We start from the raw sequence: 22,068 nt of genomic DNA on the forward strand, positions 1-22,068 counted from the left end.
ATCTCCTCGACCTGCGCCGAATGCGACGCGTAGTCCACCGGGATCAACCGGGCCCGAACGTCGTCCGCGGTCGCCTGCGCGACCAACTCGGCCAACGCATCCGGCTCACCGGACACCACGACCTGCCCCGGGCCGTTCACCGCGGCGACCGAGACCCGACCACCCCACGCGGCGATCCGCTCGCGCACCGCCGCGACCGGCTCGGCCACCGACGCCATCCCGCCATGCCCCGACAGGGCCACGATCGCCCGACTGCGCAACGCCACCACCGCGGCGCCGTCCTCGGGGGAGAGCCCGCCCGCGACGACCGCGGCGGCGATCTCGCCCTGCGAGTGGCCGACCAGGGCGTCCGGGACGACTCCGTAGGACCGCCACACCTCGGCCAGGGAGACCAACACCGCCCACAGCAGCGGCTGCACGACGTCCACGCGGTCCAACGAGGGTGCGTCCGCGACGCCGGTCAGAACGTCCGTGGGCGACCAGTCGACGTGCGGTTCGAGGGCCTTCGCGCATTCGGTGAACCGCTCCGCGAACACCGGCGACTGTTCGTACAGTTCCGCGGCCATGCCCACCCATTGCGAGCCCTGGCCGGGGAACACGAACACGGTTCGGCCCAACGCTCCCTCGGGCGCCGGGCCGGACACCACGCCCACCGCGCCCTCGCCGCGCGCGACGGCGGCGAGAGCGGCGATCAGATCGTCCCGATCCGTGCCCACGACCACCGCGCGGTCCCCGAACACGGCGCGTGAGGACACCAACGACCAGCCCACGTCCGCCGCTTCGAGCGTCGGGTCGGTGTCGAACGCGTCGGTCAACCTCGCGGCCTGCGCGCGCAGCGCCTCCGGGGTCTTGGCCGACAGCACCCAAGGGATCGACGCCGGCTGCGGAGCGTCCGGACGCGGCGCCGGCGCGTCCTCGTCGTCCGGGAGTTCGAGGATCACGTGCGCGTTGGTCCCGCTCACCCCGAACGCGGACACCGCGGCGCGGCGCGGGCCGGCCGAGATCGGCCACGGTCGGGCCTCGGTCAGCAGCCGTACGCCGCCGGAGGACCAATTCACGTGTGTGGTCGGCTCGTCCACGTGCAGGGTCTTGGGCAGCACCCCGTGGCGCAGGGCCTGGATCATCTTGATCACGCCCGCGACACCGGCGGCGGCCTGGGCGTGGCCGATGTTGGACTTCAACGAGCCCAACCACAGCGGCTGTTCGGCCGGGCGGTCCCGACCGTAGGTCGCGAGCAGTGCCTGCGCCTCGATCGGGTCGCCGAGCCGGGTTCCCGTTCCGTGTGCCTCGACCACGTCCACATCGGCGGTGGTCAGCCCGGCGTTCGCGAGGGCTTGACGGATCACCCGCTGCTGCGACGGGCCGTTCGGCGCGGTCAACTGACTGCTGGTGCCGTCCTGGTTGACGGCGCTGCCCCGGATCACGGCGAGCACGTCGTGCCCGGCCTTGCGGGCGTCGGAGAGCCGTTCGAGGACGAGCAGGCCCACGCCCTCCGCCCAACCCGTGCCGTCCGCCGCGCCGGCGAACGCCTTGCAACGGCCGTCGGCCGACAGGCCGCGTTGCCGGGCGAACTCGACGAACATGCCGGGCGAGGCCATCACGGTGGCACCGCCCGCGAGCGCGAGGTCGCATTCGCCCAGGCGCAGCGACTGCGCCGCGAGGTGCAGTGCGACCAGCGACGACGAGCACGCGGTGTCCACCGTCACCGCCGGGCCCTCGAGGCCGAACGTGTAGGAGATCCGGCCGGACGCGACACTCGTGGTGCTGCCGGTCAGGACGTAGCCGTCGAGCCGGTCGGGCGTGGTCTTGTACAGGCGCGGTGTGTACTCCTGGGCGATCACCCCGGCGAACACGCCGGTGGCGGAGCCGCGGACGACCGTGGGGTCGATCCCGGCGTCCTCCAGGGCCTCCCAGGCGGTTTCCAGGAGCAGCCGTTGCTGCGGGTCGGCCGCGAGCGCCTCGCGGGGCGAGACACCGAAGAAGCGTGCGTCGAAGTCGCCCGCGTCGTGCAGGAATCCACCCTGGCGCGTGTAGGTCTTGCCGACCGCGTCCGGGTCCGCGTCGTACAACCCGTCCAGGTCCCAGCCGCGATCGGTGGGGAAGCCGCCGATCGCGTCGCGGCCCTCGTCCACCAGGTCCCACAGGTCCCTCGCCGAGCGCACGCCCCCGGGGAGTCGGCAACCGATCCCGACCACGGCGATCGGCTCGTTGCGGGCTTCCTCGGTCTCGCGCAGCCGACGCCGGGCCTGGTGCAGGTCGGCGGTCACGCGGGTGAGGTAGTCACGAAGCTTCTCTTCGTTCGCCATGGGGTATCAGCCTTTTCCGTGCGGCGGGTTCGCCGCGATCGTGCGGCTCGGGGCATGCGTGGGACTCGGGTGTTGCGTGGGGCTCGGGGTGGTCGTGAGGCTCGGGGGGTACGCGCGGCTCGGGTAGGCCGTAGCACTCGGGCGACGCGCGCGGCTCGGGCAGTCGGGGCTCGGGGATTCGGGGCTCGGGCAGTCGGGGCTCGGGGATTCGGGGCCGGGAGGGTCAGGGCTTCGGGAGTGCGCGGCATGCGTCGGGGAGGCGGCGTGCGTCAGGGAGGCGGCGTGCGTCGACCGAGCCGGCGGGGCCTCGGTGGCCATGTCAGGAGATGCCGAGTTCGTTGTCGATGAAGTCGAAGAGCTCGTCGTCGGACCGCGCTTCCAGGTCCGCCACCACGCCGGGGAGTTCGTCGACCACGTCGGCCGCGCCGATCCGGCCGAGGAGTCCGTGCAGGCGTGCGGCCACGCCGTCGCGGAAGGCCGCGTCGGCGACCCCTCCGCCGGCTATCAGGCCGTCCAACGAGATTTGCCAGCGGTCGAGTTCGGCGAGCAGCGAACGGGTGACGGCGGCCGGGTCGGTGGTGAACAGAAGTTCCCGCAGGTGCGTGCCCAGCGCGAGTGGCGTCGGGTGGTCGAAGACGAGCGTCGACGGCAGGTCGAGGCCCGCTTCGGCGTTGATCCGGTTGCGCAGCTCGATCGCCCCCAGCGAGTCGAACTCGGCCTCCAGAAAACCTCGTTCCGGCCGGATCGCCGCCGGCCCCTCGTGCCCGAGGACGGCCGCCGCGGTGAGGCGGACGAACAGGACGAGTTCGCGCAGTTGGTCGTCGGCGGGCAGGCCGGCGAGCCGGTCCCGCACGGTTGCCGCCGCCTTCCTTCCTCTGACCGGCGGTCGCGGCGAGCCGGTCCGGGCCCGGGTGGATCCGGATCCGGCCCGGATCAGGCCCGAGAGGAGATCGCCGCCGGCGTCGGGCCGCAGCGCCCGGGTGTCGATCCGGGCCGCGATCGGGGTCGGCAGCGGGGTGTCCAATGCCCGCCCGAGCAGGTCGAGTCCGGTGTCCGTGCTCATCGGGGCCAGGCCGCTGCCCGCCATCCGGCGTCGGTCGACGTCGGTGAGGTGGGCGGCCAGGCCGCCTGCCTCGGCCCAGTGGCCCCAGGCCACCGAGGTGGCGGCCAGACCGTGGCTGCGGCGGTGTTGGGCGAGGGCGTCCAGGAAGGTATTGGCAGCGGCGTACGCGGATTGTCCCGGATTGCCGAGGACGCCGACCGCCGACGAGTACAGCACGAACGCGGTGAGGTCGAGGTCTCGGGTGAGCGTGTGCAGGTTCCAGGCCGCGTCGACCTTGGGCCGCAGCACCGAGCCGAGTCGCTCCGCGTCGACCGAGGTCAGCGCGCCGTCGGCGACGATACCGGCGGTGTGCACGACGGCGGTGAGCGGGTGCTCGGCGGGGATGTGGGAGAGGAGTTCGGCCAGTGCGGTTCGGTCGGTGACGTCGCACGCGGCGATGCCTACCGTCGCGCCGAGTTCGCGAAGTTCGTCGCGCAACTCGGCCGCGCCCGGCGCGTTCGGCCCCGAGCGGCCCACGAGCAACAGGTGCCGGGCGCCGTGCCGGGTGACCAGTCGGCGCGCCGCGAGCGCTCCGAGCGCCCCGGTACCGCCGGTGATCAGCACGGTACCGGCCGGGTCGAGCGGGCCGTGCTCGGCCGGCACGGTCAGCACCAGCTTCCCGGTGTGCCGAGCGTGCCCGAGGTGCCGCAGCGCCTGCGCACCGTGCCGGATGTCCCACGCGGTGACCGGCAGCGGGGTCAGTGTCCCGTCGGCGAACAGCGGGGCGAGGGCGGTCAGCATCCGGCCGATGTGTGCCGGGTCGAGGGTGAGCAGGTCGAACGCCCGGTAGTCGACGCCCGGATGGGCGGCGGCGACCGCGGCCGGGTCGCGTGGGTCGGTCTTGCCCATCTCGACGAATCGGCCGGCGGGCGCGAGCAGTCGCAGCGACGCGTCGGTGAACTCGCGGGCGAGCGAGTTGAGCACGACGTCGATGCCGCGGTCCTGGGTCGCGGTACGGAACAGCCCCTCGAAGGCCAGGTCGCGCGACGACGCGATCCGGTCGGGGGCCAGTCCCTGGCCGCGCAGCGTCGGCCACTTGGCCGGACCGGCCGTGCCGAACACGTCGGCGCCCAGGTGTCGGCTCAGTTGGACCGCAGCGGTACCGACGCCGCCGGTCGCGGCGTGGATCAGCACGCTCTCGCCCCGGCGCAGGCCCGCGAGTTCGGCGAGCCCGTGGTAGGCGGTCAGGAACGCCACCGGCACGGTCGCAGCCTGGGCGTAGGTCCAGCCGGTCGGGATCGGGGTGAGCAGTCGGTGGTCGACGACCGCGTGTGAGCCGAGGGTTCCGGGAAGGATGCCCATCACCCGCTCTCCCACCGCGAGTTGGGTGACGCCGGTGCCGATCTCGACCACTGTGCCCGCGCCTTCGGCGCCGATCCGAGCCGCACCCGGGTAGACGCCCAGCGCGATCAGCACGTCACGGAAGTTGAGTCCGGCCGCTCGCACCGCGATCCGGACCTCGCCGGGCGCGAGCGCCGCCGCCGCCTCGGGGGCGGGCAACAGCGCGACGTTGTCGATCGAGCCGGCCTCGGTCACGTCGAGTCGCCAGGGCGAATCGGCCGGTGGTTCGAGCACGTCCTCGGGCCGAGCCCGCACCACGCGCGGCACGTGGATCTCGCCGGCACGTACCGCGAGTTGCGGTTCGTTGGTCGCCGACGCGGCGACCACGGCCGCCACCGAGTCGGGGTGCGCGTCGAGGTCGAGGATGCGGACTCGGCCCGGGTGTTCGGCGGCTGCGCCGCGGACCAGGCCCCACAGCGGGGCCGCGGTCAGGTCCCGCACATCCTCGCCGGCATGCGTCGCGACGGCCCGACGGGTCACCAGGACCAGTTCGGCCCCGGCGAAGCGGGTGTCGCCGAGCCACTGCCGCAGCAGGGCCAGGGCGCGCGTGGTGACGTCGTGCGTGGTTGCGACGACGCGGTCGGGGTCGATGGGCGGCGATACGAAGGGCACCAGAACGTGCGTCGGCCGATCCCCCGGGGCCGCGCCGAGTGCGGCCAGGTCGGGGTGGAACGAGACGGGTCCGTCGGACGATACGACGTGCGTGCCGAGCCCGAGCGGGTCGTCGGCAGCGGAGCCGACCACCGCCCAGCGCGCCGGTGTCACCGGGTCGTCGGGACCGGGCAGGGGAAGCCAGTCGACCCGATACCAGGCGTCGTCGGCGGGGGTCGGTCGCGGCCCGAGGCGATCGGTCGGGATCGCCCGCAGGGTGAGCCGATCGATGGTCACGACGGGCCGGCCGGCGTCGTCGGTCGCGCTGAGCGTGACGGTGTCGGGGCCCAGCGGTGTGATGTGTACGCGCAGTTCGGCGGCGCCGGCCGCGTGTACGCCGACCCCGCTCCACGCGAACGGCAGCCGAGTGGGTGGGCTCGGGTCGGTGTTCGGGACGCTGTTCGGGTCGGTGTTGGGGTCGGTGTTCGGGTCCGTTGTGGGGAGCAGGCCGACCACCGCGTGCAGCGTGGCGTCGAGCAGCGCCGGGTGAATCCGATACGCGTTCTCGCCCACCGGATCGCGATGTTCGGCCGGGTCGGCCGGGTCGGGCAGCGCGACCTCGGCGAAGACTTCGTCGCCGAGCCGCCACGCGGCGTGCAGGCCCCGGAAGGTGGGCCCGTAGTCGTAGCCGGCGCGGGCGAGCCGGTCGTACAGGTCGTCGACGGCGACGGCACTCGCGCCGGGCGGCGGCCACGCGGCCGAGGCCGGTCGGGCTTCGGCACCGAGGCCGACGCCGATGCCGACCAGGTGACCGGCCGCGTGCCTGGTCCATTCCGGCATGTCGTCACGGCGTGCGTACACGGTCACCGGCCGGGAGCCGTCGGGTTCCGGTGCGCCGACCGCGAGTTCGAGGCGTACCGCGGTGTCGTCGGTCAGCACGAGCGGTGCTTCCAGTACGAGTTCACCCAAACCGTACTCGACCACGTCGATTGTGTTCGGGCCGAGTTCGCCCCCGCCGCTGCGGCCCGCAGTATGGGCGCGGCTCGCCGCGCTCACGTGGTTCGCCGCGAACAGCGCCAGGTCGACGAACGCGGTGCCGGGCACCAGGACCGTGCCGTGCACGGCGTGGTCGGCGAGCCATGGGTGGGTGCGGGTGGACAGCAGGCCCGTCCACACCAGGCCGGAGCCGTCGGCCCGCTCGACGGCCGCGCCGAGCAATGGGTGGTCGGCGCGGTCGACGCCGGACGCGCTGATGTCGGCGGCCCGAGTCGGGGTGTCGAGCCAGTACCGGCGGCGCCGGAACGCGTACGTGGGCAGATCGACCCGGCGTACGTCGCGGTCGACCCACGCGCGGGTCCAGTCGACGGGGGTGCCGGTGACGTGCAGCCGGGCCAGGGCCCGGGTGAAGGTGGCCGGCTCGGGTCGGTCGCCGCGCAGCGCGGACACCACCACGGCGGGTTCGGTCAGGCTTGCGTGGACGAGGGCGGCCAGTACCGCGTCGGGGCCGAGTTCGAGGTAGGTCGTGGTGCCGAGCGCGGCAAGCCGCTGTACACCGTCGCGGAATCGCACGGCCTCGCGAATGTGCCGGACCCAGTAGTTCGGGTCGGCGAGTTCGGCGGCGGTCGCCACGTCACCGGTGAGGTTGGAGACGACGGGGATGCGCGGCGCCGCGAAGTCCAGGCTCGCCGCGATCGCCCGGAACTCGTCGAGCACGGCGTCCATGTGCGGTGCGTGGAAGGCGTGCGCGACCTGGAGTCGCTTGGTCTTGCGGCCGGTCTCGCGCCACCGGCCCGCGAGTTCGTCGACGAGCCCGGCGGTCCCGGAGATCACCACCGAGTCGGGACTGTTCACCGCCGCGACGGCGACGTGCGCCTCGTGTCCGGTGATCAGCGCGGCGATCTCGTCCTCGGTGCCCTGGAGCGCGACCATCGCGCCGGTGGCGGGCAGGCCGCCCATCAGCCGACCGCGCGCGACCACCAGGGTCGCGGCGTCTGCGAGAGAGAGCACGCCCGCGATGTGAGCGGCCGTCAGTTCACCGATGGAGTGGCCGATCAGGTGATCGGCACGCACTCCGTACGACTCCGCGAGCCGGTACAGCGCGGTCTCGATCGCGAACAGCGCGGGCTGGGTGTACTCGGTCGCGTCGAGCAGCGCGGCGGTCTCGCTGCCCGGATCGGCGAACATCAGGTCGCCGAGCGAACGGCCGAGGCCGGCGTCGAGGTGCGCGAGCGCCTCGTCGAGAGCTTGGGCGAACACCGGTTCGCGGGCGTACAGTTCGCGGCCCATGCCGGCACGTTGGCTGCCCTGCCCGCTGAACAGCACGGCCAGCGGGCCGCCGGGGTGGACCGCTCCCTCGGTCAGGTTGGCGGCGGTGCGGCCGTCGGCCAGTGCGTCGAGTCCGCGCAGCAGGTCGTCGCGGCCGGTCCCGGTGACGACGGCGCGGTGCGTGAGGGGGTCGCGCGTGGTGGCGAGGGCGAAGCCCAGGTCGCCGAGCGCAAGGTCCGGCCGGGCAACGACGTGCCCGCGCAGCTTCCCCGCCTGTTCCCGCAACGCCTCTTCGCCGACGGCCGATACGAGCCATGGGCCGGCGGTGTCCGCGCTCGGCGTCGCCGCGGCGAGCGACGGCCGTTCGAGCGGCGGCTCCTCCAGGATCACGTGTGCGTTGGTGCCGCTGATCCCGAAGGAGGACACCGCGGCCCGCCGGGGCCGGTCCTCGTGCGCGGGCCACGCGGTGGTCTCGGTCAGCACCGCCAGGCCGCCTCGATCCCAGTCGACGTGCCGGGACGGGGTGTCCACGTGCAGCGTGCGCGGGAGGGTGCCGTGCCGCATCGCCTCGATCACCGCGATCACACCGGTGGCGCCGGCGGCGGCCTGGGTGTGGCCGAGGTGGGACTTGACCGAGCCGACGAGCAGCGGCCGTTCGGCCGGGCGGTCGACGCCGTAGGTCGCGAGCAGTGCCTCGGCCTCGATCGGGTCGCCGAGCATGGTGCCGGTGCCGTGTGCCTCGACCGCGTCGATGTCGGCGGGGGTCAACCGGGCGTCGGCCAGGGCCTGGCGGATCACCCGTTGCTGGGCGGTGCCGTTGGGGGCGGTGAGGCCGTTGCCGGCGCCGTCCTGGTTGATCGCGCTGCCGCGGATCACGGCGAGCACGGGGTGGTCGAACCGCCGTGCGTCGGAGAGACGTTCGAGCAGTACGAGCGCGGCTCCCTCGGCCCACGCGGTGCCGTCGGCGGCGTCCGAGAAAGGTTTGCACCGACCGTCGGGCGCGAGGCCGCGCTGTCGGCTGAATTCGGTGAACATGCCGGGCGTGGACATCACGGTGACGCCGCCGGCCAGCGCGAGCGTGCACTCGCCGGCCCGGATCGCGCGGGCGGCGAGGTGCAGGGCCACCAGCGAGGACGAGCAGGCCGTGTCGACGGTCAGCGCCGGGCCCTCCAGGCCGAGGGTGTAGGCGAGTCGCCCGGACGCGACGCTGCTCAGGCCACCGGTGAGCAGGTGTCCCTCGAAGCCCTCGGGCGCCTCGTGCAGGCGGGGCCCGTAGTCCTGGGGCATGGCGCCGACGAACACCCCGGCCCGGGTGCCACGCAGCGTGCTCGGCGCGATCCGGGCCCGCTCGACGACCTCCCACGCGGTCTCCAACAGCAACCGCTGCTGCGGATCCATCGCGGTGGCCTCGCGCGGACTGATCCCGAAAAACCCGGGGTCGAACGTGTCGGCGTCGTGGAGGAATCCGCCGGCGCGGACGTAGGAGGTACCCGGTCGGGTCAGTTCGGGGTCGTACAGCGCTTCCGGGTCCCAGCCCCGGTTGGTCGGAAACGCCCCGATCGCGTCGGTGCCGGCGGCGAGCAGGTCCCACAGTGCCTCGGGGGTGTCCGCGCCGCCGGGCCACCGGCCGGCGGCCGCGACGATGACGATCGGGTCGTCGTCGCGCGCGGCCGGGGCCTGGTGGTCCCCGGGCCGGCCCGCTCCGGCGGGCACGGTGCCGGCCGTGCGGTCCGCCAGATTGCGCGCGACGGCCCGGGGGGTCGGGTGGTCGAACGTCAGCGACGCCGGCAGCCGGGTCGCGCTCGCGGCGGCGAGCCGGTCCCGGAACTCCAACGCGCCGACCGAATCGAAGCCGAGGTCCTTGAACGTGGTGTCCGGGTCGACCGCGGCGGCGCTCGCGTGGCCGAGCACCGCCGCCGCCGTGGCCCGGACCAGAACCAGCGGATCGGGGGCCGAGACGTCCCCGATCGGCGCCGGCCCGGTGTCGCGGGTCGAGACGACCTCGACCGGACCCGACCCGGCATCGGGGGTCGCGTGCGCGACGGCGGCCGACGGTGACCGGGCGATCCAGTGCGGCGTGCGCAGGAAGGCGTACGTGGGCAGGTCCGTACGTCGGGCCCGGGCCGGCAGCGCGGCCGTCCAGTCGACGGGCGCGCCGTGTACGTACGCCTGCGCCAGTGAGGTCAGCACCCGGCGCGGTCCCCCGTCCCCGCGGCGCAGCGTGCCGACCGTGAGCGTGTCGTCGTCGGCGTGCGCGTCCAGGATCTGCCGGAGCCCCATGGTGAGTACGGGATGCGGGCTCGACTCGACGAACGTGCGTGCCCCGTCGGCCAGCGCGGCCCGGACCGCGTCCTCGAAGCGCACCGTTCCGCGCAGGTTGCGGTACCAGTAGTCGGCGTCGAGCTCGGCGGTGTCGAGCAGGCCACCGGTGACCGTGGAGTAGAACGCGATGCCGGTATCCGCGCCGCCGCCGGTGTTCGCGAGGTCGGTCAACTCCCGGGCCAGCGCGTCGCGCAGCGCCTCGACGTGGGGCGAGTGCGACGCGTAGTCGACGGGAATGCCCCGCACGTCCACGCCGTCGGCGCGATATCCGGCGAGCAGTTCGTCCAGCGCGTCCCGGTCGCCGGACACGACGGTGGATGCCGGTCCGTTGACGGCGGCGATGCCGATCAGATCGGCGTGCCGTGCGATGCGGGCCCGAACGGCGGCGGCGGGCAACGGGATCGAGGCCATGCCCCCACCGACCGCGAGACCGGCGAGCAGCCGACTGCGCCGTGCGACCAGCCGCGCGGCGTCCTCCAGGGACAGTGCGCCTGCGATGTGCGCGGCCGCGATCTCCCCCTGCGAGTGGCCGATCACCGCGTCGGGGCGCACCCCGAACGCCTCCCACAGCCGAGCCAGCGACACCATCACCGCGAACAGCACGGGCTGAACCACGTCCACCCGCTCCAGGGACGGCGCGCCCGCGACGTCGCGCAGGACGTCGCGCGGCGACCAGTCGACGTGTGCTGCGAGCGCGTCGGCGCACGCGTCGAGGTGGGCCGCGAACACGGGCGAGCTGTCGAGCAGTTCGACCGCCATGCCCGCCCATTGCGAGCCCTGGCCGGGGAAGACGAACACGGTCGGGGCATGCGCCGTGGCGACACCGGTGACGGCGGCCGCGGCCGGACTCGCGACGGCGAAATCCCCGGCTGCGGCGACCAATTCGTCTCCCGCCCCGATCAGGACCGCGCGATGCGCGAAGGCGGTACGACCGACCGCGAGTGAGCGAGCGACGTCCGCGGGGTCCACCGGGTCGGCCGCGTGCAGCCGCTCGGCCTGCCCTCGTAGCGCGTGCGGGTTCTTCGCGGAGAGCGGCCACACCGACACCGCCGCGTCGGTGAACGCGCTCCCCACGAAGGGGGTATCGGCCGTTACGGGGCCCTCTCCCACCACCACGTGGCAGTTCGTCCCGCCCATTCCGAACGAGCTCACCCCGGCGAACAGCGGCTCGTCGGGCCGAGGCCACGGTCCGAGCGTGTCCTGCACTCGCAATCCCGCCGCGTCGAGGTCGATCAAGGGGTTGGGCGTCGCGTAGTTCAGGCTCGGCGGCAACTCCCGGTGTCGCAGACCCAAAAGCGTCTTGAGCAGCCCGACGATCCCGGACGCACCCTCCAGGTGACCGACGTTCGTCTTCGCAGAACCGACAGAGACCGAACCACCGGGAACCTTCCCGCCGGAATCCGAGTCGCCCGAATCCAAGTCGCCCGCAGCCGCACCGGTGCGGCCGGATCCCGCAGCCCCGAACACCGCGCCCAGCGCCGCCGCCTCGATCGGATCGCCCACCCGCGTCCCGGTCCCGTGCAGTTCCACGTACTGGATCCGTTCGGCGCCGATCCCGGCCTGGGCGACCGCCCGCCGCACGACGTCCTCCTGCGCGCGGGCGTCCGGCACCGTGAGGCCGTCGGTGTCGCCGTCGTTGCCGACCGCGCTGCCGTGGACGACGCCGTGGATCCGATCGCCGTCCGCGAGCGCGGCGGCCAACGGCTTGAGCAGCACCAGGCCGCCGCCCTCACCGCGTACGAAGCCGTTGGCCCGGGCGTCGAAGGTGAACGAGCGGTGGTCGGGCGACAGCCCGCCGAACCGCTCGGCGCCGACGGTGCTTTCGGGGGCGAGGTTGAGGTGCACGCCGCCTGCGAAGGCGATGGTGGACTCGCCGCGACGCAGGCTCTCGCAGGCGAGGTGAACCGCGACGAGCGACGACGACTGCGCGGTGTCCACGGTCAGGCTCGGCCCGTGCAGATCCAGGGCCCAGGAGAGGCGGTTCGCCACCAGGCCGCGGGCGACGCCGGTGAACGTGTGCCGGGTGACGGCGTCGGTGCCGTGTCGATGGACCACGGTGGACCAGTCGTTCGAGATCGCTCCGACGAACACCCCGGCTCGGGTGCCCGCAAGTGCCGCGGGCAGGAGGCCGGCGTCCTCGGCGGCCTCCCACCCGAGTTCGAGCACGAGCCGCTGGTGCGGGTCCATCGCGTCCGCCTCGTGTGGCGAGATGCCGAAGAACGCGGCATCGAACCCGTCGACGCGGTCGAGATATCCGCCGGGTCGCAGCTCGGCCCCGTGCCGCCGCGCCGCGGTCGGTTCGCCGATGGCACTGGTGCCTTCGCGCAACAGCCGCCAGAACGCCGCCGGGTTCGCGGCCCCCGGCAGTCGGCACGCCAGTCCGACGACGGCGATCGCGGTGCCGTGGGTGTCACGGGTGGTGGTGCTGTTCTCGCGGCTGATCATCGCGGAGTCGTCGCCCCTCATTGCCTCGTGCCTCGTACCGAACGAACCGATCCCGTCCGCCGCCAAGTGCGCCGGACAGTCTCAAGATTCGCCGTACGAACACGGGGCGATAACCCCTGTCGATCCCCTACCGACCCCATAGGGGACGGGCCTCGCCGAGGCCGCGCGCACGCCGATGAGAAGCCCCTGACCTGGGCTTTACGAAAGGCACCCGGCGGCGTCGGTCAGCCCGCGATCTCCTCCTCCAGCCACGGCGGGAGATCCATCCGGCGAGCCACGCCGAGCTTGCGATACACCCGGGTCAGGTGCTGCTCGACGGTGCTCACGGTCACGAACAGCCGACGCGAGATCTCCCGGTTGGTCTGGCCCTGCGCCGCGAGCGCCGCGACCCGACGTTCGGCGTCGCTCAGTTCCACGGTGGCCTGTTCATCGGGGCCCGCGCTCGCGGCGGACATCCCCACCCGGGCCGCCGACATCGCACGACTCGCCGCGATCGTCGGGCCGCCGGACGGCGCGGGACCGGTGGACATCGCCGAACTCGCGGACATCGCAGCCATCGCGGGCGCGCCCGGCATGGGTGGCCCGCCGGTTCCCGTGGGCACCGGACGACCGTTCGGCGGCAGCGAACCGGGGCCGCGGGCCGGATCGGTGTCCATCCGGCTCCGCTCGCTGTCCATCCGGCTCCCCTCGCCGACACCCGACCCGCTCTCGACGCCGGCCACCGCCTTCGCCCCGGCCGCCACCTCGGTCCCGAGCTTCGAGTCCATCCCGATCCCCGATCCCACCCCGGCCTCGGAGTTCGTCTCCATCTCCGAGTCCGTCTCGAACATCGGGTCCCCGTCCGGTACCGCCGAGAGCCGATCGGTGCGCAGCAACGCCTGCAACGGTTCGGCCCGGCAGACCTCGGACAGGTGTGCCGCCCGATGCGCCGCCCGCCGCGCCCGACCGAAGTCGTCCAGCTCGCGGTACGCGTGGCTCAGTGACGCGTAGACCCGGGACAGCTCGAACCGGTCCCCGCACGCCTGGAGTTCCCGGATCGCCTGCCACAGCAATGCCGGGCGGCGGCGCAGATCCACCACGGCGGCCCGGACCGCCAGGGCCAGCCCGCGTGTTCGGGACGGCCCGGGCCGGAGTCGGTCGAACTGCTCGTCGAGCAATGCCCTGGCCGCGTCGTCGTTGCCGAGCGCGAGGTGCGCGCGGGCTGCCTCGACCCGCCACGGCACGATGCCCGGCAGATCGATGCCCCAGGCCGTCATCAGCTCGCCGCACGACGTGAAGTCGTGCAGCGCCGCGTCCGCGCGGCCGGTGGCCAGGTTGTATCGGCCGCACGCGTGCAGGTAGTGCAGGCCGGAGGGCGTGTGGAACATCGCCCCGGGAACGGGGAGTTCGAGGTGGCGGGCCGCCGCGTCGTGATCGCCTCGGGCCACCGCCGACGTTATTCGCGCGGCGAGCGGTACGCCCACCGCGACCCCCCATCCCTCGGGCAGGATCCTGGTCAGGGCGGTCCGCCCCTGTTCCTCGGCTCCGAGCAGGTCACCCTGGCGGACCGCGATCTCGCCGAGCACGGCGGCGAGCAGCGCGTGCGCGATCGGGCTGCGCCGGTCGGCGGCCTGGTCGAGCAGCGCGACGCACCAGTCCTGGGCCTCGGCGGCGCGGTCGGCGTAGACCAGCGCGGTGAGCGTGGACGTGAGCGATTCGACGGTGGTGTCGTCGAGGCGCGATCCGCGCAGGATCCGCTCGGCCCGATGCGACACCTCGTTGCCGCTCAGCCGGTCGCCGAGCACGGCGGTCAGCAGGTCCAAGCCCTCGATGCGGCTGATCGTCGCGGGCAGCGGCGACACCTGGGTACCGTGCCCGGGCGGGGTCGTATCCGCCGCCGGATACCAGTATTTGAGCCAGACTCTGGCGGATCGCATTTCGGCCGCGGTGGCCCACGCCGACTCATCGCCCGACGCGCACGGTCCCCAACCGGCGTCGATCACGGCCTTGGCCTCGTCCAGGCGCCCGTACCAGGCCAAGTACCGCACGCACACGAGGGCGTCGCGGCCGCTGAGTCGTCCGTCGCGTACCGCGGTGGCGAGCCACGGCACGTGTCGGGCGGCGGCGGCCGGGTTGACCAACCACTCCAGGCCGATCAGGAACGCCTTGATCGATACGCGCGAGCACTCGTCCGGGGCCACTCGTTCGGCGAGCTTGAGGTAGTCCACGGCCAGTCGCAGATCGCCCTCGGCCGCCACCGCCTCCGCCGCCTCGCGCAGTGTGCGCACCACCCACGGGGCCCGGAACTCACCGGCGGCGCCGAGGTGTTTGGCCACCGACTCGGATGCCGCGCCGTCCACGTGCAGCAACGTGGCGGCCCGACCGTGGGCGCGCTCGCGGTCCGGCCGGGTCATCGTGTCCAGGACGGCGATCCGAGCCCTGTCGTCGCGAAACCGGCCGCACGCGACCAGTCCCGCGTCGTTCAGCGCGCGGGCCGCCCTGACGGCGGTCGCGGGTTCGAGGTCGAGCAACTCGGCCAGGCCCTGGCTGGACTCGGATTCCCCCAGGATCGCCATGCCCCGGGCGACCTCGGCCGCCGCCGGGTCGAGCCGGTACAGGCAGCCGACCAGGGCGCGGCAGTACGCGTCCGCGACCGTCACCCGCACCGGTCGCCGGGACGACTCCCAACGAGCCGACGGTCCCAGATCGTCCAGTAAAGCCTTCACCAGCAGGGGATTTCCGCCACTGACCTGGTGTACGTCCGCGCCGAGCCGCGCCGCCGCTCCCGTCCCGAGCCGATCCGCGATCAGCGCCGTGACGGCGGTACGCGAGAGAAGTCCGAGCCGCAGACGGGTGTGTCGGGGTTGGCGCTCGACATCGGCGGAGAACGCGACGAACGCCGGTGAGCCGGCCGCCGCCTGCTCGCGTTCACCGAGAACCACGAGCACGGAGGCGGTGCGGATGCGCCGGATCAGGTGGGCGACGAACTGCAACGACACCGAGTCGGCCTGTTGGATGTCGTCGACCACGACGACCACGGGCGACTTCTCGGCCAAGGCGAGTACGACGGCGCACAGTTCGTGGACCGCGCGCACCATCGGGGCGCCGAGCGCGTCGGTTCCGCTGAAGGCGGCGGTGTAGGCACCGTTGTCCAGCAGCCGGTCCACTCTCCCGGTGTCGTCTTCGTCGAGCGGTGCGCTCTGGAGGAGTTGGCGCACGACGCCGAGCGGGAAATCCGCTTCCATCGGGGTGCCGACCGCTCTGAGCAACAGCGCCCCTTGCTCCGTGACCCGGTCGCCGAAGGCGTGCAGGAGCGCGGTCTTGCCGACGGCCACGGGCCCGCCGACGGTGACCACCGCGCCGCCGCCGTTCGCGCAGCGGGCCCGCTCGGCATCCAGTCGTTCCATTTCCTCGGTTCGCCCCACGAACAGCACGTGCCACTCCCCCGTGCGGAAATCAACGCGTTTCCGCATGTTGAATTCGCCGTAAACTCTGATGTGTATTTCCGCACGCGAACAGCACGGAATCGCCGGACGCGGCGAGATATCCACGGTCACCCGGCGGGAACGAGGCGCGCCATTTCGGATGCCGGGACTTCGCCGGGGCTCCGGACGTGCCGGCCCGCCCGTGGACTCCGGAGGCTGAGGAGCACGAAGGGGTCGTTCGTTCCCGAACCGAAAGCTTCGCCACTCCGGCCCGGCATCGCCATCGCGCCGGCTCGACTTCGGCGTCGCACCGGCCCGCGTCCGGGCAGGGTGTGGGCGCCCTCGGGCGTTCGCTCCCGACGAACGATCCCTACCGCGATCGGTTCAGCGACAGAGCCCGCTGGACATGCGCGCGAGGTCGACGTCGAGACGGGACACCAGGGCGAGTCGCGACGCGCCCGCACTTCGGGTCCCTTGCACGGCCGTCTCCGAAAAAGTAGAAAGCGTCGACAGTAAAGCCCGAAACGGTGATCGGGCCCTTTACTGGATAGCTGCTCGGCAGTCTAGAAATCCGTCCGCGTCGCGTCAACACGAAGGTAGCGCGAAAGAAGACACCACCGAGCGGTTGTCCACCGACCCGGACTGTCGGGCATAGCACGTATGCACGGGCGAATCCCGTGCAACCGTGACAAGTCGCCGGCTCCGGTCGAAGGCCGGCGCCGGCAAGTACAGGGTGTCTAGGGGTTCGTTAGGGGTGCTCCGTCGAGGGAGCCCACAACTACTTTCCTGGTGTGCCGGCCGGCGGTCGTTCCGCCCTGCCCGGCTGCGCCACCGTCCGCGTTCTCCCGATCCGGCTTCCGCGGTACTCATCTCTCGACAGGACTCGACCATGCGCGTTTTCCGACCCCGCCTACCCAGAGCCGTCGGTGCGGCACTCGCCGCCGCGTTCGTCCTGTCCGCCTGTACGTCCACCTCGAAGACCGACAACGCCGCCGCCGAGGCCGATGCCGGTCCGCCGGTGCGCGGCGGCGCGCTGACCGTCGCCGTCAACACCGAACCCACGTGCTTCGACATCCACGTCAGCCCGCAGGACATCACCGCGTCGATCCAGCGCAACGTCTTCGACTCGCTGATCTCCGAGGACGACCAAGGCAACTTCACGCCTTGGCTGGCCACTTCGTGGGAGGCCGCGCCCGACCTCACGAGCTACACGTTCAAGCTGCGCACCGACGTGAAGTTCACCGACGGCGCGTCCTTCGACGCCGCGGCGGTCAAGGCCAACTTCGACCACATCGCCGCCAAGACCACGAAATCGCAGTACGCGGCGAGTCTGTTGGGCCCGTACACGGGTACCGAGGTAATCGACCCGGCCACCGTCAAGGTGTCGTTCGCCAAGCCCTTCGCGCCGTTCCTTCAGGCCGCGAGTACCGCCTACCTCGGCTTCTACTCCCCACAGGCGCTGGCCGCGAACGCGGACAAGCTGTGCGCCGGCGGGTCGAACCTGGTGGGCAGCGGGCCGTTCAAGTTCGCGTCGCACACCAAGGGCCAGGACCTCGTCCTGGCGAACAACCCGGCGTACAACTGGGGCCCGGCCGGCGCCAAGCACCAGGGCGCGGCCTACCTGGACAAGCTCACCTACCGTTTCCTGCCGGAAGACTCGGTGCGGGTGGGCGCGTTCGCGAGCGGGCAGGTGGACATCGCGGGGTCGATCCCGCCGGTGAACGTCAAGGGTCTGGAGGGGCGTTCGGACGTCAGGATCTCGCGGCACGATTTCGCGGGCGCTGTGTACAGCCTGTTTTTGAACACCACCCGCTCGCCGTTCGACGACGAGCGGGTCCGCAAGGCGGTGCAGCGCGGGATCAACATCGGGCCCAACGTGCAGTCGATCTATTTCGACCAGTACAAGCGCGCGTGGGGTCCGCTCGGCTCGGCGACCCCGGGCTACGACACGTCGTTGGAGAACAGTTGGCCCTACGATCCGGCACTGGCGAACCGGCTCCTCGACGAGGCCGGTTGGACCGCCCGCGACGGTGACGGGTATCGAACCAAGGGCGGCAAGCGGCTCACCGTGACCTGGCCGAACGCCCCGGCGGCGGTGCGCGAGCAGCGCGACATCCTGGCGCAGGCCGTGCAGTCCGACCTGAAGAAGGTCGGCGTGGACGTCCAGCGCCCCGCGCTCGACCTGGGGGCGTTCACCACGAACGCCTACGCCGGCAAGTACGACGTGCTCGACATGAGTTGGGCCAGGTTCGAACCGGACGTGCTGCGGCTCTACTTCAACTCGGCCAACCTGCCCAGCACCGGCGGCCAGAACGCGGCGTGGCTCAAGGATCCGCAGATCGACGAGTGGACCGACGCCGCCGCGGCCACCCTGGATCGACCGACTCGGGACGCGTTGTACGCGAAGACCCAGGCGTGGGTGGTCGAGCACGCGGCAGTGGTCCCGCTGTACTCGGCGACCACGCTGTTCGCGTCCGGCAAACAGGTAGCCGGGTTGCGGCTCGACCCGAACGCGTGGCCGTTGTTCTACGACGTGTGGAGCACTCGGCGATGACCTCCGCAGGGCCGGGCGCGCCCGAGCACGCGCGCCCGGCGTCCGCGTCGGCCGACGAACCACCGGAGGCGGTGGACGCCACCGAGGCAACCGAGGCAACCGGCGCGACGGATGCGACTGGTACGACAGGTACGACGTACGCGACGGACATCGGCCCGAGAGACGAAGAGCAGCCCGGAATCGACTGGGCGCGTGTCGCACGGGCGGTCGGTGTCCGCGTACTCGCGGTGGGGTTCGTCCTGCTGGGCGCGGCCACCCTCGCGTTCGCCGGGCTCAAGCTGATTCCCGGCGATCCGGTGGCCACACTGCTCGGCCCACAGACCACGGCCTCGCCCGCGGTACGCGAACAGATCGCCGCGGACTACGGGTTCGACGATCCGGTGTCGAGTCAGTACCTGCACTACCTGGGCGAACTGTTGCACGGCCGACTCGGCGAGTCGTACCAGCTGCGGCAGCCGGTCTCCGCCCTGATCGGCGAGCAGTTTTGGCCCACCGCGCAACTGGCGCTGGCCGCCCTCGGGTTGGCTGTGGTCATCGCGGTCGTGTCGGCGTTGGCCACGGCCGGCCGCCGCTCGGTGCTGCGGTCCGTCCTCGGGGCCTGGGAGTTGGTCGCCGTCTCGACGCCGTCGTTTTGGCTGGGCATCGTGCTGTTGACGGTGTTCTCGTTCCGGCTCGGGTGGTTTCCGGTGGCCGGGTCGGAGGGGATCGAGACGCTGGTGCTGCCGGCGGTCACCCTCGCGTTGCCGATCGCGGGGGTGCTCGCGCAGGTGCTGCGCGAGAGTCTGGACAGCGCTTTGGCCGAGCCGTTCGTGGTGACCGCGCGGGCGCGCGGGATCGGCCGCACCGCCGTGCGGGTGCGCCACGCGTTCCGACACGCTGCGGTCCCGCTGCTGACGCTGTCCGGGTGGCTGACCGGCACCCTGCTCGGCGGGACGGTGCTGGTCGAGAAGGTCTTCGCCCGCCCCGGCATCGGCGCGCTGACCCTGCAATCCGTCAACACCAAGGACATGCCGGTCGTGATGGGCGTCGTCCTGCTGGCCGCGCTGTGTTTCGTGGTCATCTCCCAACTCACCGACGTGCTCTATGCCGTCATCGATCCACGACTGCGCGGGAGGTGATCACGTGCCGCACACCCTGACCGCCGACACACCGGTCGGATCCGTTCGCCGCCGGTCGATCCGGCCCAGCGTGGCCGTGGCGACGGGCCTGCTCGTGCTGTTCGCACTGATCGGCCTGTTTCCCGCTCTGTTCACCGCCACGTCACCGATCGACACCGATCCGCTCGCGGCGCTGCAAGGTCCGAGTGGCGAGCACTGGTTCGGCACCGATCAGCTCGGGCGCGACGTGTTCGCCCGGGTCGTGCACGGCGCCCGCCCGTCACTGCTGCTCGGACTGGGCGCGACGGCCATCGCCCTCGTCGGCGGGACGTTGTGGGGCCTCGCCGCCGCGCTCGGCGGGCGGATCGCGGACCAGGTGTGCATGCGCCTGGCCGATGTATCGCTGTCCCTACCGGAGTTGCTGCTCGCGCTGTTCGTGGTCACACTGCTCGGGCGCGGCACGGTCAACGTGATGGTCGCCGTGGCGATCGCGGCGATGCCCGGGTACGCCCGCCTGGTCCGTGCGCAAGCGCTCGTGGTGCGCCGCTCGGGCTACGTGGAGGCCGCGACCGGCCTCGGCCTGCGCCGCCCGGTGTTGATCGCGCGGCACGTACTACCCAACGCGATCGGGCCGCTGCTCGTGCTCGGCACGGTCGGTTTCGGTACGTCGCTCATCTACGCCTCCGGGCTGAGTTTCCTGGGCCTGGGCGCGCAGCCGCCGTCCCCGGAGTGGGGCGCGATGCTCTCGGAGGGCCGCGGTTTCCTGGAGACGGCGTGGTGGATCGGGGTGTTCCCGGGTGCGGCCGTCACGTGCGCGGTGATCGCGGTCAACGTCGCCGGCCGGCATGCCAGGACCCGTTTCGCCGGAGGGATCGCTCGATGAGTGTCGAGGCAGCGCAACCGAACCGCGCGCGGGCCGGCGCGACCCGGTCGAGCGAGGCAGGGGTCGAGGCGACGCAGCCGGGCGAGGCACGTACCGAAGCGGCACGGGGCGGCCCGCTGTTGGTCGTGGACGGGCTCGACGTGGCCTTTCCGGGGCGGGAACCGGCGGTACGCGGCGTGTCCTTCACCGTCTCGCGCGGCGAATGCCTCGCGATCGTCGGTGAGTCCGGCTCCGGTAAGAGCGTCACGGCCCGCACACTGGTCGGTCTCACCGGCGGTGGCGCGCGGGTGAGCGCCCGGCGGTTGAGCTTCGACGGCACGGACCTGACGTCGCTGTCGGAACCGCGCTGGCGCACGATCCGGGGTCGACGGATCGGCCTGGTACTCCAGGATGCCCTGGTCTCGCTGGATCCCCTGCGCACCGTGGGTGCCGAGGTCGCCGAAGCCCTGCGCACGCATCGGGTGGTCCCTCGCGGCCGGATCGGCGAACGCGTCGTCGAACTCCTCGACGACGTCGGCATCCCCGATCCGGCGCGCCGGGCCCGCCAGTATCCGCACCAGTTGTCCGGTGGGCTGCGGCAACGCGGCCTGATCGCCTCGGCGCTCGCCGCCGACCCGGAGTTGCTGCTCGCGGACGAACCGACCACCGCGCTCGACGTGACCGTGCAGGCGCAGGTGCTCGCACTGCTGGGCAGGCTCAAGGACGAGGGCACGGCGGTCCTGCTGATCAGCCACGACCTCGCCGCGGTGGCCCGACTCGCCGACCGCATCGCGGTCATGTACGCCGGCTCGATCGTCGAACAGGGCCCGGTGGGCGAGGTATTGACCGATCCGCGGCACGAGTACACCCGCGCGCTCCTCGCGGCCGTGCCCTCGGCGCATGCCAAGGGGGCCCGGCTGAGCGCGGGCGCCGCCGCACGCAAACCCGTGCCCACGCCGGCTCCGGTGGGCAAGGTGCTGCTTGAGGTGGCCGGGATCGGCAAGCGGTTCCGGGCTCCGGACGGCGCGTGGCACGACGCGGTGCGCGACGTGTCGTTCGTGGTGCGTGCCGGCGAAACCTTGGGGGTGGTCGGCGAGTCCGGGTCGGGGAAGACCACGGCGGCCCGGATCGTGCTCGGTCTGGAGGTTCCCGACACGGGTTCGGTGCGCTTTGCGGACGCGCCGTGGAGCGGGGTGTCCGAGGCGGTGCGCAGGCCCTCGCGCGGGCGGATCCAGGCGGTGCAGCAGGACCCGCTCGGCTCGTTCGACCCTCGCTACCCGGTGGCCCGCATTCTCGGCGAGGCGGTCGCGGCGGCGGGCCTGCCGGGTGGGCCGTTCGCCCGGCGCACCCGGGCGGCGCATCGGGCGCGGGTGGCCGAACTCCTGGGTCTGGTGGGCCTGTCCGCCGATCTGCTCGACCGTCGGCCGCGCGACATGTCGGGCGGGCAGCGCCAGCGGGTCGCCATCGCCCGGGCACTGGCGCCCTCTCCCGAGCTGATCGTGTGCGACGAGCCGGTCTCCGCCCTCGACGTGTCGATCCAGGCGCAGATCCTCGACCTGCTCGCGGATCTGCGCGCCGAGCTCGGTCTCGCGTTGTTGTTCATCTCGCACGACCTCGGGGTGATCCGGCACGTGAGCGATCGGATCCTGGTGATGAAGGACGGCGCGGTCGTCGAGAGCGGCGACGCCGAGCAGGTCTTCGCGAGCCCGCGGGCCCCGTACACGAGGGAGTTGCTGGCCGCGGTGCCGGCAGCGGCGCGCGGCGGGGTCGGCGTGCTCA

7 protein-coding genes are annotated in these 22,068 nt (G+C 72.7%); 4 read left to right on the plus strand and 3 right to left on the minus strand.

The window, feature by feature from the left end; translation table 11 throughout:
• The 3 genes from GT354_RS34465 to GT354_RS34475 form a co-directional block, all read right to left on the minus strand.
• Positions 1 to 2,306: type I polyketide synthase (locus GT354_RS34465; RefSeq protein ID WP_161360301.1), on the minus strand; the 2,306-nt coding region annotated here is incomplete at its 3' end.
• Between the two features lie 319 nt (positions 2,307 to 2,625).
• Positions 2,626 to 12,393: a type I polyketide synthase gene (locus tag GT354_RS34470; RefSeq protein ID WP_202512627.1), complete on the minus strand. Its 9,768-nt coding sequence runs from the start codon at positions 12,391 to 12,393 to the stop codon at positions 2,626 to 2,628.
• A gap of 203 nt (positions 12,394 to 12,596) precedes the next feature.
• Complete coding sequence (locus GT354_RS34475; RefSeq protein ID WP_161360302.1) at positions 12,597 to 15,824, minus strand: LuxR family transcriptional regulator; 3,228 nt, start codon at positions 15,822 to 15,824, stop codon at positions 12,597 to 12,599.
• A gap of 841 nt (positions 15,825 to 16,665) precedes the next feature.
• Between GT354_RS34475 and GT354_RS34480 the strand changes: the two genes are divergently transcribed.
• From GT354_RS34480 to GT354_RS34495, 4 genes are all read left to right on the plus strand, one after another.
• On the plus strand, positions 16,666 to 18,330 hold the full coding sequence (locus GT354_RS34480) for an ABC transporter substrate-binding protein (protein WP_161360303.1): 1,665 nt from the start codon (positions 16,666 to 16,668) through the stop codon (positions 18,328 to 18,330).
• Positions 18,327 to 19,448 (plus strand): ABC transporter permease, encoded by a 1,122-nt coding sequence (locus GT354_RS34485; protein ID WP_161360304.1) that lies wholly within the window; start codon positions 18,327 to 18,329, stop codon positions 19,446 to 19,448. The genes GT354_RS34480 and GT354_RS34485 overlap by 4 nt, the downstream gene beginning before the upstream one ends.
• A gap of 4 nt (positions 19,449 to 19,452) precedes the next feature.
• Positions 19,453 to 20,310 (plus strand): ABC transporter permease, encoded by an 858-nt coding sequence (locus GT354_RS34490; RefSeq protein ID WP_346012314.1) that lies wholly within the window; start codon positions 19,453 to 19,455, stop codon positions 20,308 to 20,310.
• Positions 20,307 to 22,068: ABC transporter ATP-binding protein (locus GT354_RS34495; protein WP_161360306.1), on the plus strand; the 1,762-nt coding region annotated here is incomplete at its 3' end. The genes GT354_RS34490 and GT354_RS34495, both read left to right, overlap by 4 nt.

Origin of the sequence: Streptomyces sp. SID3343 (assembly GCF_009865215.1) — a bacterium.
GTDB lineage: Bacteria > Actinomycetota > Actinomycetes > Streptomycetales > Streptomycetaceae > Embleya.

Coding starts and splice junctions, on each gene's coding strand:
- GT354_RS34470 (WP_202512627.1), bottom strand. CDS start 12,393: ATGAGGGGCGACGACTCCGCGATGATCAGCCGCGAGAACAGCACCACC.
- GT354_RS34485 (WP_161360304.1), top strand. CDS start 18,327: ATGACCTCCGCAGGGCCGGGCGCGCCCGAGCACGCGCGCCCGGCGTCC.
- GT354_RS34475 (WP_161360302.1), bottom strand. CDS start 15,824: ATGCGGAAACGCGTTGATTTCCGCACGGGGGAGTGGCACGTGCTGTTC.
- GT354_RS34480 (WP_161360303.1), top strand. CDS start 16,666: ATGCGCGTTTTCCGACCCCGCCTACCCAGAGCCGTCGGTGCGGCACTC.